Consider the following 12,721-nt stretch of genomic DNA (forward strand, 5'->3'; position numbering starts at 1 on the left):
TCGCTAGTCCGGGGCGATCGGCCACACCCCGCCGCGACCGACCGCCACGCTGACGGACGCCCCGCTCTCCCTCATAATGTGCGATCGCAAAATGTCGCAGGTATCGGGTCAGTGAACGAAACAATTCAGTGGAATGATTGGGAGGCGTTCTGCTGCGTCGTCGAGCAGGGCACCTTCACGGCGGCGGCCGCAGCGCTGGACTGCCCCAAATCCCGGGTGTCGGCCGCCGTGGCGCGGCTGGAAACGGCCATCGGCGCCAAGCTGCTCGAGCGCACCACGCGCCGCATGCGCCTCACCGATGCCGGGGGCGCGGTCTATCGCGATGTGGCCCCGCTGTTCGCGCGGCTGCGCGAGATCCGTCAGGAAACCCTGGCGCGCGAGGAGCGCGTGCAGGGCATGCTGCGCATCGCCACGCCGTACGAGTTCGGCGCCCAGCAACTGGGTGGTGTGATCTGCCGGACACTTGCGGCGCATCCCGCCCTGGATATCACCGTGGAGATTTCCCAGGGTCTGGTCGATCCGATCCGCGAGGGCTTCGACATCGCCTTCGTCACGGTGGAGACCGAGCTGCCCGACTCTGGCACCATCGCCCGGCGCATCTGGCACGTGGAGCGCGGCCTGGTGGCCGCGCCCTCGCTGGCGGCCAGCCTGCCGGCGCAGATGCACCCGGAAGATCTCTCGAACATGCCGACGCTGGCCACGCCCGGTGTCTCGGTCTGGGAGTTCGCGCGCGATGGCGAACGCATCTCGGTGCCGATCCGCCCGCGCATGCAGACGTATAACGCCGAGCTGCGCATGCAGGCAGCGCTGGCCGGGCTGGGCATCGCCCGGGTGCCGATGACGGCCGCCGAGACCGAGATCGCGCAGGGCAGGCTGGTGCGGGTGATGCCCGACTATCCGCTGCCGCCGCTGCGCGTCTTCGCGCTGCTGCCCGACCGGCGCCTGCAACCGCGCAAGGTGCGCGCGTTCATGGAAGCCATCGAATCGATGATGGGCGCGGACCTTGGCGATCTGGCCGAGCCGGCGGCGCGGATGGCGCCCGCGGTGCGGGTGGAATCTTTCGAACGGATGGAGCAGGGGGAAGTCTAGCGGGGCGAGGGGAGGCGCCCCGGGTGTGCTGCCGGGCGGCGTTGCGCCGCCCTGGGTACCACTACGCGGCTCAGGCGCCTTCGCTGAACTGGTCGCGCTGCTCGGTCACGGTGCGGGCGCCTTCCGAGTACACGTCACGCTTTTCGGTCACGCTGCGCGAGCCTTCGGTGTACACATCGCGCTTCTCGGTCACGCCACGGGCGCCGTCGGTGAACGGGTCGGCACGGCCGACGCGGCCGATGCTGCCGTCGAGGCGGGCCAGGTCGGTGAGCGACTGCGAAGCCTGGGCGGCGGTGGCGCCAGCGGCCAGGCCGAGGGCGAGGAGGGCGAGGGCGAGGGTCTTCTTCTTCATGGTTGTGCTGTTCCTACTTATTGGCAGAGATCGCGGTGGGTCCGCGGTGGCTGTAATGTAGGCTTCGGCACGCACAGGAAAAAGGGTAAATCCTCGACAGACTGTCCAGTCATCTGGACAATAAGGGTTAACCCTAGGGTATCGATTTATGCTAGCCTTGCGGCTCAGATCACGCCACGGCTCACGCTGGCAATGACCATCAGCAGGATCTGGGCGATCACGAACAGGATCAGCGGCGAGATGTCGAAGCCGCCCAGGCGCGGTATCACGCGCTGGAGCGGGCGCAGCATCGGCGCGGTCAGGTGCCAGAGCGCCGGCGCCATCGGCGATTGCGGGTTGACCCACGACAGGATGGCCATCAGCAGCGTTACCCACATCACCATGCTGATGCCCCACTTGAGCACGTTGAGCAGGCCCAGCGCCAGGATCACGGGCAGGAAGGCGAGCGGGTCGGCATCCAGCACCAGCGCGCGGCAGACCAGGAACAGCACGGCGGTCAGGTAGGCCGCGATCAGCGTGGCCCAGTCGATGCCGCCGAAGCCCGGCATGATGCGGCGCAGCGGCCGTACGATCCAGTCCGTGACCTGGAACACGCCCTGCGACACCGGATTGCGCGACGGCAGCCGGGTCAGTTGCATCCAGAGGCGCAGCAGCAGTGCCATGCCGAACAGCGTGAAGACGGTATCAAGCAGGAACAGGACAATTTCCGTGAACATCGGGCGGATTTCCGGGTTGGCGGTGTTAGGGTGTCGGTCTCCGCACAGATTCTGCCATACCCGGTCCCGCGCGCACGCGGAAATGCGCGGCAGCGCACCGGAGGGTGGCTGCGGGCACAAGGTGCGCTTTTATAATGAGCGCCGGATTTCCCCCTCTGCAAAACTGATTCTTCAATGTCACGCAAGCCCGCCGCGCCCCAAGCCGCCCTGACCAAGCAGGATTTCGAGGCGCTCTCCGATTTCCGATACCAGTTGCGGCGTTTCCTGCGGTTCTCCGAAGACGCCGCGCGCGCCGAAGGCGTGACGGTGCAGCAATACCTGCTGATGCTCCACATCCGCGGCTCGGCGGACCGGAACTGGGCCTCGGTGGGCGAGCTGGCCGAGCGGCTGCAGGCCAAGCAGCATGGTGTGGTGGCACTGGTCAACCGCTGCGAGGCGGCCGGGCTGGTCAGCCGCAAGGTGAATCCCGACGACCGCCGCGTGGTGCAGATCCACCTGCTGGCCAAGGGCGAGCGCTGCCTGAACCGTCTGGCGATGCTGCACCGGGCCGAACTCGAGTCCCTGCGCAACACCTTCCGCGTGGCCCGCATCACGGCGTTCAACGACGACGGCGCCGACCGGCTCTGATGCGTCCACGGGCGGCGTTACAGCCGGTTACCCATCACAATCTTCCGTGACACCTGCCGCCGGGCCCCGACCCTAGACTCGCGCGCATCATCCACACGCGCATTGGCCGCAGGAGTCTCCACCATGTCTTTCCCGTTTCGTTCCACGGCGTTGGCCGTCATCGCCGCCGGCGCGCTGGCCGGCTGTGTCACCGCGCCGTATGGCAATGGTTATGCCGACGGGTACGGCAGCGGCTATGGAGGCGCTTACGGCGGCAGCTACGGCAGCGGCTACCCGCAGCAGGCGGGGTATGGCACCAGCGGCACCAGCGGCACCAGCGGCACGCAGATCAGCGGCGGGTATCCGGCGCAGTCGTATCCCCAGTCGGGCTATCCCCAGCAGCCGGCGTACCAGCAGCCAGCCTACCCGCAGTCCGGCTACCCGCAGTCCGGCTATCCCCAGGCGTCCTACCCGCAGCAGCCCGGTTACGACCAGTACGGCTATCCGTCGGCGCAGGCCGGCAATGGCGGCGACCCGTACGCGGTGCGCTATGGCTGGGTGGAATCGATCGAGATGGTGCGTGGCCAGCCTGCGGACACCAGCGGCGTCGGTGCGGTGATCGGCGGCGTGGCGGGCGGGCTGCTTGGCCACCAGGTGGGCGGCGGGCGCGGCAACACCATCGCCACGATTGGCGGCGCGGTGGCCGGCGCCGTGGCCGGCAATGCGGTGGAGAAGCAGACCAACACCGGGCCGGCGGCCTACCGGGTGCGGGTGCGCACCAACGACAACGGCTACCTGACCCTCACGCAGGCCAGCCCGTACAACCTGCGTTCGGGCGACCGCGTGAAGATCCAGAACGGCGTGGCCGTGCCCTACTGAGTCGGCTGAGTCGGCTGAGCGCGGCCTAGCGCGGCTTAGCGGGGGGGCTCAGGACAGCGCGCTGGCCAGGAAGGTCAGCGCGCGGCCATGGGCCAGCGCCGCCGAGCGCTGGTGGAACGAGGCGCGCGCCCAGCAGTTGAAGCCGTGATCGGCCTGGTCGTAGACGAAGACCTCGGTGCCGCGCTTGCCGGCCACGGCCTGGCGCACCTGTTCCACATGCTCGGGCAGGATGTGCTTGTCCAGCGCGCCATAGTGGAACTGCACTGGCACGTTCAGCGCGGCGGCCTCGTGCAGATGGTTCTGGATGCCGCCGCCGTAGTACGGCACGGCTGCATCGACCATGCCGCGCGCCGCCGCCAGGTACGACAGCAGCCCGCCGAAGCAGTAGCCCACCGCCGCTACCTTGCCGCCCGCGCCAATCTCGGCGCGCAGCGCGGCGACCGTGGCGCCGATGTCGGACACCGCGGCCTCCAGGTCCACGCCAGTGCGCAGCGCCATCGCCTTCTCCCAATCCGCGCCGCTATAGCCCAGCTCCACGCGCGGGGCCTTGCGCCAGAACACGTCCGGGGCCAGCACCACGTAGCCGTCCGCCGCGTACTGGTCTGCCACCGCGCGGATGTGCTCGTTCACGCCGAAGATCTCCTGTACCAGCACGATGCCGGGATTGCCGGGCTGCTTGCCGCCCGGCGGCAGGCTCAGGTAGGCGTCAAAGCTGCCATCGGCGGTGTCGATGCGAATCCAGCGGCTATCGGGCTTGGTCGTCATGATGCGAACTCTCCAGGGTTTGAGGCAATTTCCACAGTGGAACCCGGAAGTGTGCCATTCCTGTTGCATTCATGCAGGCGGGTTCGTTTGCGAAAACCGTGGACAAAAACGCGCGCAAAAAAATATGCCGGCCCCGCGGGGACGGGGCCGGCATGGGGCCGCGCAGGGGATGGCGGCTCAGGGCTGCATCTCTATATAGAGGGCCGGCGGGGAGATGGCCCGACCGGCGCCTTACCAGCGCAACTGCACGTTCTTCTCGCCAGGGCTCAGGGTGGTCCGCTTGGACCTGCCCTCGAACGTGGCCACTACCTGGTACGACGCGCGCGGGCCCTTGATCAGGCAGCGCGGGCCGGTGGACGTGAACTCCGCCACCTGCTTGCCGTTCCGCAACAGCTTCACGTTGACGTCCGAGAGGTACTCGCCCCGGCCGCCCTGCGTGAACAGCAGGCCCATGTCGTACCCGCGGGCCGCGCTGTTCATTTCCGCCTGTTCATCCGCCGCCACGCCACCGCACATATAGGTGAACGGACCGGCGCTGGACGTGCTCATGTCGGCGCGGGCGCCCATCGACAAGCCCAGCGACGCCACGGCCACGCCGATGACGCACAGCGCGCGCGCCCCTCGGCGCACGGTGTTTTGTTCTGTTTGCATATTTCCTCCTGCCAGGTTGGCCGGCGGCGCGCGAGGGGGCGATCGGACGATGCGAGAGGGCAGGCTCGAGACATCGCCGGAAGAGGGTCTGACTGACGGGGGATCATGGCTGGCATGACCCCGGGCAATAGCCGTTCGCGGCATCCGGGGATACACACCTGAAGTAGACACCGGCGCGGGCGGCCGGTCTGTCAGCGTTTGGCTGATCTTGCTGCGGGAGGATGCCGAGGGGCCGGGGCGGCCCCCGGCGTGTGATCAGTACGCGGAGGACTTCTCGAAGCGGGTGCGCCAGTTCTCGGTATAGGCGCGCACCACGGCGGCGTCGCCCCGGATCAGCATGCCGTTCTCGGCGTTACGCTGCTCGGCGGACTTGGTGAAGTTGAACGAGCCGGTGAAGACCGCCTGGTCGTCAAACACCATGACCTTGTTGTGGGCGATGGCCGGCTTGGTATCGATCACCACGGGAATCCCCGCATTCTTGAGGAAGGTGGCGCTGGTGTAGCGCTCGGAGACCTGGCTCTTGTCCACGATCACGCGCACGTCCACGCCGCGCTGGTGCGCATCGGCCACGGCCTTGGCGATCTGCACGTTGGTGAACGAGTAGGCCTGGATCAGCAGCTTGCGGCGCGTGTTGTGGATGGCGTCGATCAGCATGTCCTGGCAGCTCGGGCCGTCCGGCACGAAGCAGAGCGTGTAGGTGCTGCCGGCCGCGAACGCGCTCGGGCGCGCGGCGGGCGTGAGCGCATCGGCCAGACGTTCGAGCGTGGAGGTGGTGCGGGCCTGGGCCCCGGCGGCGAGGCCGGTGGCGGCAACCATCAGGCTCGCCAGGGCGAGCCGCTTGCAACGGCGAAGGGAAGGAAACATCAGGTTACAGAGTGGTGGCAGAAGTTCAGCGGCCCGCAGCGTAACAGTGGATGCGGCCCTTCCGCAACCCGCGCAGGGGCATCGGCGGCGTCCGTGGCCCTTGGGCTTGCCGGACATGCTGCCTATGATGGAAGTCACGACACCAGATAAGACAGGAGACCTCCATGACGGACCACACCTACAAGCTGGTTGAAATCGTCGGCTCGTCCGCCGACGGCTCCGACGGTGCCATCCGCAACGCCATTGCCAAAGCCGGTGAAACCATCAAGAACATCGACTGGTTCGAAGTGGTGGAAACGCGCGGCCATGTGCAGGACGGCAAGATCGCGCACTTCCAGGTCATGATCAAGGTGGGCTTCCGGGTGAACTGAGGGGCACCGCCGGGGCGCCCTGATGGGTTTGGGCGCCCTGGGCACCTTGCACCGCATCCGCCAGCGCGCGTAGCGCCGGTTGCGGCGCCGCGCGCAGCCAGTGCAGCATCTTTTCGACGAACGGCGCATGGGCGGTCACGGCAGCGCGCCGGACCCACGCGCGCGCGGGTGTCTCATGCCCGCCCAGCGCCAGCATGCGCGCGTGGTTGAAGCAGCCGCGGAAGTCCCCGCCGGCTGCGGCGCGACGGTAGTGGTCCGCCGCGCAGGCGAGGTTGCGCGCCACGTGCCAGCCATCCTCATAGAAGCCCCCGACGACGTTGAGCGACTTGGCATGGCCGCGTGCCGCCGCGCGTTCGAACCACGTGAAGGCGGCGGCGCGGCTGGCGGCAATGCCGCGCCCGAGTGCCAGTGAGGTGGCGAAGTTGTACATCCCCCAATCGGAGCCGCGCAGGGCGGCGGTGTGGAACCAGTGCGTGGCGGCGCGCGCATCGGCCGGCGTGCCCCAGCCGTTCTCATAGCAGCGGCCGACGAGGTTGGCGGCGCCCGCGTGTCCGCACAGCGCCGCCCGCTTGAACCAGTAATGCGCGCGGGCCGCGTCGGGCGGCACGCCCCGCCCGGCCAGGAACCACTGACCGAGCGTCATCTGCGCATCGAGCTGGCCGCCCACGGCGGCCGCGCCGAGCCAGCGCAGCGCCGGCCCGGGCGGGCCGGCCAGCACGTGGCGCAAGGCATCGGGCGCCAACTGGCCCAGCTCCAGCGCGGAGGCCACGCGGAATGGCAGCGTATCCATGCCCGCCTCCGGCCGTCAGTAGCGCAGCGTGAGCGTCAGCGTGGCGGCGCGGCCCGGCGCCATGGTGGCGTAGTGGTTGCGGTGCGCCTGCGCGTAGTAGGCCTTGTCGGTCAGGTTCTGCAGGTTGAGCTGCACGCTGGCGAACTTGCTGAGCCGGTACGCGGCCATCGCGTCAAAGCGCCAGTAGGCCGGCACCCACTTGGTATTGGCCTCGTTGCCCCAGACCTTGGACATGTAGTTGGCGCCGCCGCCGAAGATCAGGCCCGGCAGCACCTCGTAGGTGGTCCAGAGGGTGAAGCTGTCGGCCGGGGTGTTCGGGAACACGTTGCCGTCGGTGGCGCCGTTTGCCGCGCCCTTGCCGCCGTTCCTGCGCAGCCGGGCCTTCTGGTGGGTGTAGCCGCCGAACACGGCCCACCTGGCCGTGACGTTGCCGGCGAAGCCGAGTTCCACGCCATCCACGCGCCGCTCGCCGGCCATGCGCGCACTGCCGTCCTGCTCGATGATCCGCGTATTGTCCGTGTCGATGCGGAACACGGCGCCGGTCAGCGCCAGCTTCTCGCCCAGCACATCCCACTTGGTGCCCAGCTCGACCGCGCGGCTCTTCTCGGGCGCGAGCTGGTCGCCGCGATTGCCGGCGGCATCGGGCGCCAGCGCGTTGATTTCGGCCCCCTGGCCGAGGAACGAGCCCGCCGGCGTGGAAGACGTGCCAAAGCTCGCATAGACGCTGCCCCACGTGACCGGCTTGTAGACCGCGCCCAGCTGGTAGTTGAGCAGCGTGTCCTGCCGGGAGAACTGGTTGCGCACGCCGCTGGCATTCGGCGCCTGCGTCAGCGTGGTGTCATAGCGATCCAGCCGCAAGCCGGCATTGAGCAGCCACTGCGGCGTGATCTCGGCCGAGTCGAACAGGTAGGCCGATAGCGTCCGCGTGCGCACATCGGTAGGCCGGTGATTGCGCTGGATCGTGCCCGCCCACGGATCGGCCGGGTCCGGATCGAACACGGTCGTGCAGTTGTAGCCGCTGGCCGCGCCGGCGCCCTTCGCGCAGCGGCGGTCGCCGGTATCGACCTTGTAGGTGTCCCAGTTGGCCTTTTCCTCGGAGAATTCCACGCCCGCCACGTACTTGTGGCCGATGGCGCCGGTACGGAAGCTGCCGGAGAGGTCGGTCTGGTTGGCCACCGTGTCAACCGTGCCCACGCGCGTGTTGGCGCGCCGCCAGAGCAGGTTGTAGTAGGTGTTGCCGAGGTTGGAGTCCGGCTGGGTCCAGATGAAGTCCTGCTCCGTGCGCGAGAGCCGCGTCTGGTTGCGCAGCTTGAGCGCCGGGCTGAAGTCGTGCTCGATGCGCAGGGTGCCGGTGTCGTTCTGCTGCTTCTGGAAGTCGCGGTTCAGCAGGCCGTAGTAGGTGTCGCGCGGCACGTCGAGCGGCCGGCCATCGCCGGTCGGGCGGACCCGGGGCAGCCCGTCCTTGCGTGCGGTGTGCGACGCGTTGTTGTACGGGATGCCGACGTCGGGCTGGTCGTCGCTCTGCAAGTGGTACCAGGAGGCGGTGACGCGCGTGGCGGTGCCCAGGCCGATGGCGACGGATGGCGCCACGCCCCACCGGCTCATGCGCGCGGCGTCGCGCCCGGGGATGTCGCTGCTGTGGGACATCGCGTTGAGCCGCACGGCGGCGTGCTCGCCGACGCGCCAGTTGCCGTCCACCGTCGCGCGCACGTACTCGGCATTGCCCACGCCAAGGGCGCCTTCGGCAAAGTGCTCCAGCCGGGGCGTCTTGCTCTGGATATTGATCGTGCCGCCGGCGCCGCCCCGCCCGTCATAGGCGCCGGCCGGCCCCTTGTTGACCTGCACCGACTCCACGTTGAAAATCTCGCGCGACTGCGCGCCGATGTCCCGGAAGCCGTCGAGGAAGGTGCTGGCCTGCGCGTCATAGCCACGGATGAACGGCCGGTCGCCGATGGGATTGCCGCCTTCGCCCGCGCCGAACGTGATGCCGGGCACGGTGCGCAGCACCTCCGTCAGGCTCGTGGCGGCCGTCGTGCGGATGACCTCCTGCGGAATCACGCTGACCGAGCGCGCGGTGTCGCGCAGCGCCTCGGGGTCCTTGGGCGATCCGGTGGACGCGGCGCGGAAGCCGCCGTGGCGTTCCTCGCTCACGGTGACGGGCGGCAGTTCCACCTGCGCCAGCGCCGCCACGGGTGCGGCGGCGAGGGCCGCGCCCACGGCCTGTGTCAGCCGGGGCAGCGACGCGCCGCCACGGCCCTCGGCTGCTTCGTCGGATTGGGTCAATGTGGCCGATCCGGCCACGACGCGTGAGACCTGCATGACAACCCCCTGGTATGTGCTGATGTGTACAAATGCGATCAATTCTCATTTGCGTATGACGCAGGGGTCAAGGATCGAACTGCACCAAACCGCCTCAGCGGCTGGCGCGGGGCATCAATCGAACTGGTACGACCACAGCAGGTTGAAGCGCGGCGAGCGATGGCTCGCATTGGTGGGTTTGTCGCCCACCGGCTGGGCCACCGAGATATCCATCGTGTAGTAGCGCCGGTCCGAGAAACGTAGGCCGATGGCCAGCGATTGCAGCGTCCGGTGCGAGAGCGACACACTGTTCGAATACACCCGCGCCATGTCCGCCACCAGGAACGGCTGGAGCGTCTTCAGGTAGGTGAAATCCACCGTGAACAGCCGGTTCAGTTCCGCCGAGGCGCCCCAGCCCTTGTCTCCGGCCACCTCGCCCGCCGGATAACCGAGGCCGAAGAAGCGGCCGCCGAAGCTGATCTGCTCGCTCGACGCCAGCCGCTGGTCGCTGAACTGCCCCGCCGCCGAGAGCGCCATGCCGAAGCCAAACGGCAGGTCATTGGCCTGCGAGGCCAGCAGCCGGGTGCGCAGGAAATTCAGATCATTCTGATTGTTTTCCCGATTCGCGCCGAGCGCGTCGAAGCCCTTGTAGAGACCGAGCGTGGCGCTGCGTGTGACGCCCTCCGCACGTTGGATGTAGCCCATCTCCAGGCTCGCCACGCGCACGCTGGTGGACAGTTCCACCTGGCGGCCCGCCCCCGGCTGCACGGCCTGGGTGTAGCGCTCGAACTGGCTGTTGGCGTACATCCCCCCGGTCAGCGTCAGCGCGTGGCGGTTATTGAGGATGAGCGGGTAGCTCAGCGTACCGCCCAGCCGCTTGGAGTCGTTGACGTAGCGCGATTCGAAGCCGATCGGGGCCAGCGCCGCGTTTTCCGGCACGCCACGATAGTGGGAGGCGGTGAGCTTGGCCAGCATGCCTTCGGTGCCGATCGGCTGCGCGTAGCTGGCCGCGTAGTACTCCTCGTTGTCGCGCCCCTTCGGGAACAGCGTGGAGAACGAGAGCTGCTCGCCCAGCGGCGTCAGGCTGTTGGTGGTGGCCGTGGCGATGGCCCGCACGCCGGGCGACATCCATTCCACGCCGGTGCCGAAGGTGAACGGCTTGCGCTTGACCTCGAGCACCATCTCGCAGGCGCCGTCCGTGGTGGTGGGCGGCTGCACGGTGGCTGCCACCTGCATGCCCGGCTGCTGCGCCAGCACGTTGACGTAGTGCTCGAAGCGCTCCTGGCGCAGCGGCCGGTCCCGCTTGAGCTGCTCGGCGATCTTCCGCAGCCGTGCCTCGGCGGGGCCGGCCTTGCCCCGCACCGTGACATTGGCGACGTAGCCCTCCACCACGGTGACCAGCACGTCGCCATTCTCGAAGGACTGCGCCGGCACGAAGGCGAACGAGAGCGGGTAGCCGGCGTCCTTGTAGCGCTGCGTGACGGACTCCGCGGCCTGGAGCAGTTCAGCGACGGTGATCTCGCGGTTGGCGAGCGGCGCGAATTTGGCCGCGATCTGGTCGAAGGGCAGCGTCCTGGCGCCCTCGATGCGGAAGTGGCGCGGCGTCAGGCGCGAGGCCAGCAGGTTCTGCAGGGCGGCATCGGGCCGCTCCACCTGCACGGTGACGTTGCTGTCGGCCGGCTTGCTCGGCGCAATGCGCGGCAGGGTCTGGGTCGGGTCGCCCTGTACCGGGCCCCGTTCGGCAAAAGTGAGACTGCAATGGCAGGCGCCGGCGCTGAGCAGCAGCGCGGCAACACGGATGCGTGGTCGCATGGTAATACCCCTGGCAAGAAAGCACTGCTTCGCGGCTATGCGTGGCGTGCCACGGCGGGCGGGGATGCCGCTATCCCCGCCGCCTTGCGGTGGCCGCTACGCTTGTCTTGGAAGTGCGATGTCGACAGGAGGCCGTCAGCGCCGTGTGCCGCCTGCCGTGCCGAGGGCGCCGGTCAGGCCGCCAACCAGGCCGCCGACCAGCCCGGTGACCGGAGCGGTGATTGGCGCCAGCGGATTCGCGGGCTTGCTGCCGCCCGTGCCGCCGCTGGGCGTGGTCGGGGCAGGCGTGGTGCTGGCCGGCGCGTTACCGCCAGTCAGCCCGGCCACCAGGCCAGTCACCGGCGCGAGCGGGCCGGACGTCGCGGTGCCGCCGCCGGCGTTACCGCCCGTCAGGCCAGACGTGATGCCGCTGACCAGCCCCGTCACCGGCGCCAGCGGGCCGGCGCCGCCCGTGGCCGGGCCGTTCACCGCGCCGCCTAGGGATGCCACCGTGTTGCCCGTGCCTGTGACGATGCCGCCCACGCCGGACACCACCGGTGTCTGCGTCGATTGCAGCGACGTGCCTGCGGTTGCCAGCGCGCCGCCCACCGTGGTCAGCAGGTTGCTGACTGGCTGGCCGAGGCCGGTGGCCGCGCCCAGCGTCTGCGTGCTGCTGGTCAGCGTGGAGGTGAGCGGCACGATGGCCTTGCTCACGCCGCTGGTCAGTTGCTCGACCGGGCCCGTGGAGAGCGCGGTGCCGAGCTTGCCGCCGGCATCGGTCACGGCGCCGCCTACCTGCGAGACCACGCCGCCGAGCGGGTTGGTCAGTGCCCCGAGCGGCGCCAGCGGGCCGCTGCCCAGGCCGCTGACCGCGCTGCCGGCGCTCGTTACCGCGTTGCCGACCTGCGCGACCACGCCGCCGGTGCTGGCCACCGTGGTGCCCAGCGGGTTGGTGGCGTTCGGCATGTTGCCGAGCCCGTCCTGCACGCCGGTGCCCAGCGTGTTCACGGCGCTGCCGAGCGCGGTCACCACGCCGGCCAGGCCGGTCTGCGTGGCCGGCGACACCACTGGCAGGTTTGCATCCTTGATGGCCGTACCGACGTCGGTCACGGTATCGCCCACGCCCTTCACCACGCCGCCGGTGTTGCTGACGATGGTGCTGGTGGGCGTGAGCGCCACCGTGCCGCCGCCATTGTCTCCACCGCCACCGCCACCGCCACCACCACCACCACTACCACCACCGCCGTTGTTGCTCGTATCCGTGCCGGTGCCGCCCGTACCACCCGTGCCGCCGATGCCGGCGTTGCTGCCCGAGCCATTCGAACCACTGGTGCCACTGGTGCCCATCGACGTAGACCCGCTGCCGCTGGCGCAGCCGCCCAGCACGATGAGCGAACCGAGCAATGCCGACAGGGCAATGTGCTTCGCGAACGTTTGATTGCGCATGACCTTTTCCTTTTTTAGTTTTTCCCGACTCGCCACGTATGCGTGGCGGTGCATGCCATTGCGCAAACGGTGTGCCATGGCTCCGTAATGGCTGATACCGGCC

The 12,721-nt window shown here is 68.9% G+C and carries 13 protein-coding genes; 4 read left to right on the forward strand and 9 right to left on the reverse strand.

The window, feature by feature from the left end; genetic code table 11:
• Positions 1–111: 111 nt before the first annotated feature.
• On the forward strand, positions 112–1,089 hold the full coding sequence (locus SB751_RS06990) for a LysR family transcriptional regulator (protein WP_244845054.1): 978 nt from the start codon (positions 112–114) through the stop codon (positions 1,087–1,089).
• A gap of 70 nt (positions 1,090–1,159) precedes the next feature.
• On the opposite strand, the gene SB751_RS06995 is transcribed toward SB751_RS06990, so the two are convergent.
• Both SB751_RS06995 and SB751_RS07000 read right to left on the reverse strand, forming a co-directional pair.
• A complete protein-coding gene (locus tag SB751_RS06995) occupies positions 1,160–1,441 on the reverse strand; it encodes a hypothetical protein (RefSeq protein WP_144199763.1) in 282 nt (93 codons plus the stop codon).
• A gap of 164 nt (positions 1,442–1,605) precedes the next feature.
• On the reverse strand, positions 1,606–2,157 hold the full coding sequence (locus SB751_RS07000) for a YggT family protein (RefSeq protein WP_144199765.1): 552 nt from the start codon (positions 2,155–2,157) through the stop codon (positions 1,606–1,608).
• 174 nt (positions 2,158–2,331) lie between these two features.
• On the opposite strand from SB751_RS07000, the gene SB751_RS07005 reads away from it, so the two are divergent.
• On the forward strand, positions 2,332–2,784 hold the full coding sequence (locus tag SB751_RS07005) for a MarR family winged helix-turn-helix transcriptional regulator (RefSeq protein WP_144199767.1): 453 nt from the start codon (positions 2,332–2,334) through the stop codon (positions 2,782–2,784).
• 123 nt (positions 2,785–2,907) lie between these two features.
• Positions 2,908–3,642: a glycine zipper 2TM domain-containing protein gene (locus SB751_RS07010; RefSeq protein WP_410747889.1), complete on the forward strand. Its 735-nt coding sequence runs from the start codon at positions 2,908–2,910 to the stop codon at positions 3,640–3,642.
• Positions 3,643–3,690: 48 nt separating this feature from the next.
• On the opposite strand, the gene SB751_RS07015 is transcribed toward SB751_RS07010, so the two are convergent.
• The 3 genes from SB751_RS07015 to SB751_RS07025 form a co-directional block, all read right to left on the reverse strand.
• Positions 3,691–4,407, reverse strand: a complete 717-nt coding sequence (locus tag SB751_RS07015; RefSeq protein ID WP_410747890.1) for a dienelactone hydrolase family protein — start codon at positions 4,405–4,407, stop codon at positions 3,691–3,693.
• A 231-nt stretch (positions 4,408–4,638) separates the two neighbouring features.
• Positions 4,639–5,058 (reverse strand): hypothetical protein, encoded by a 420-nt coding sequence (locus SB751_RS07020; RefSeq protein WP_144199773.1) that lies wholly within the window; start codon positions 5,056–5,058, stop codon positions 4,639–4,641.
• A 255-nt stretch (positions 5,059–5,313) separates the two neighbouring features.
• Positions 5,314–5,922 carry a phospholipase D family protein gene (locus tag SB751_RS07025; RefSeq protein WP_244845055.1) on the reverse strand — a complete coding sequence of 203 codons (609 nt, stop codon included), beginning with the start codon at positions 5,920–5,922 and terminating at the stop codon, positions 5,314–5,316.
• Between the two features lie 164 nt (positions 5,923–6,086).
• On the opposite strand from SB751_RS07025, the gene SB751_RS07030 reads away from it, so the two are divergent.
• A complete protein-coding gene (locus SB751_RS07030) occupies positions 6,087–6,293 on the forward strand; it encodes a dodecin (protein WP_144199777.1) in 207 nt (68 codons plus the stop codon).
• Here SB751_RS07030 and SB751_RS07035 read toward each other — a convergent pair.
• The 4 genes from SB751_RS07035 to SB751_RS07050 form a co-directional block, all read right to left on the reverse strand.
• Positions 6,268–7,083: a tetratricopeptide repeat protein gene (locus tag SB751_RS07035; protein ID WP_144199779.1), complete on the reverse strand. Its 816-nt coding sequence runs from the start codon at positions 7,081–7,083 to the stop codon at positions 6,268–6,270. The two genes, SB751_RS07030 and SB751_RS07035, sit on opposite strands and share 26 nt — an antisense overlap.
• Positions 7,084–7,098: 15 nt before the next feature.
• Entirely contained in the window at positions 7,099–9,402 is a 2,304-nt protein-coding gene (locus tag SB751_RS07040) for a TonB-dependent receptor (protein WP_410747891.1), read from the reverse strand.
• A 114-nt stretch (positions 9,403–9,516) separates the two neighbouring features.
• Complete coding sequence (locus tag SB751_RS07045; protein ID WP_211944245.1) at positions 9,517–11,193, reverse strand: ShlB/FhaC/HecB family hemolysin secretion/activation protein; 1,677 nt, start codon at positions 11,191–11,193, stop codon at positions 9,517–9,519.
• 135 nt (positions 11,194–11,328) lie between these two features.
• Complete coding sequence (locus SB751_RS07050; protein WP_144199785.1) at positions 11,329–12,618, reverse strand: collagen-like triple helix repeat-containing protein; 1,290 nt, start codon at positions 12,616–12,618, stop codon at positions 11,329–11,331.
• Between the last annotated feature and the right edge of the window lie 103 nt (positions 12,619–12,721).

The organism is Cupriavidus sp. SIMBA_020 (genome assembly GCF_046535395.1).
Taxonomy (GTDB): domain Bacteria; phylum Pseudomonadota; class Gammaproteobacteria; order Burkholderiales; family Burkholderiaceae; genus Cupriavidus; species Cupriavidus campinensis.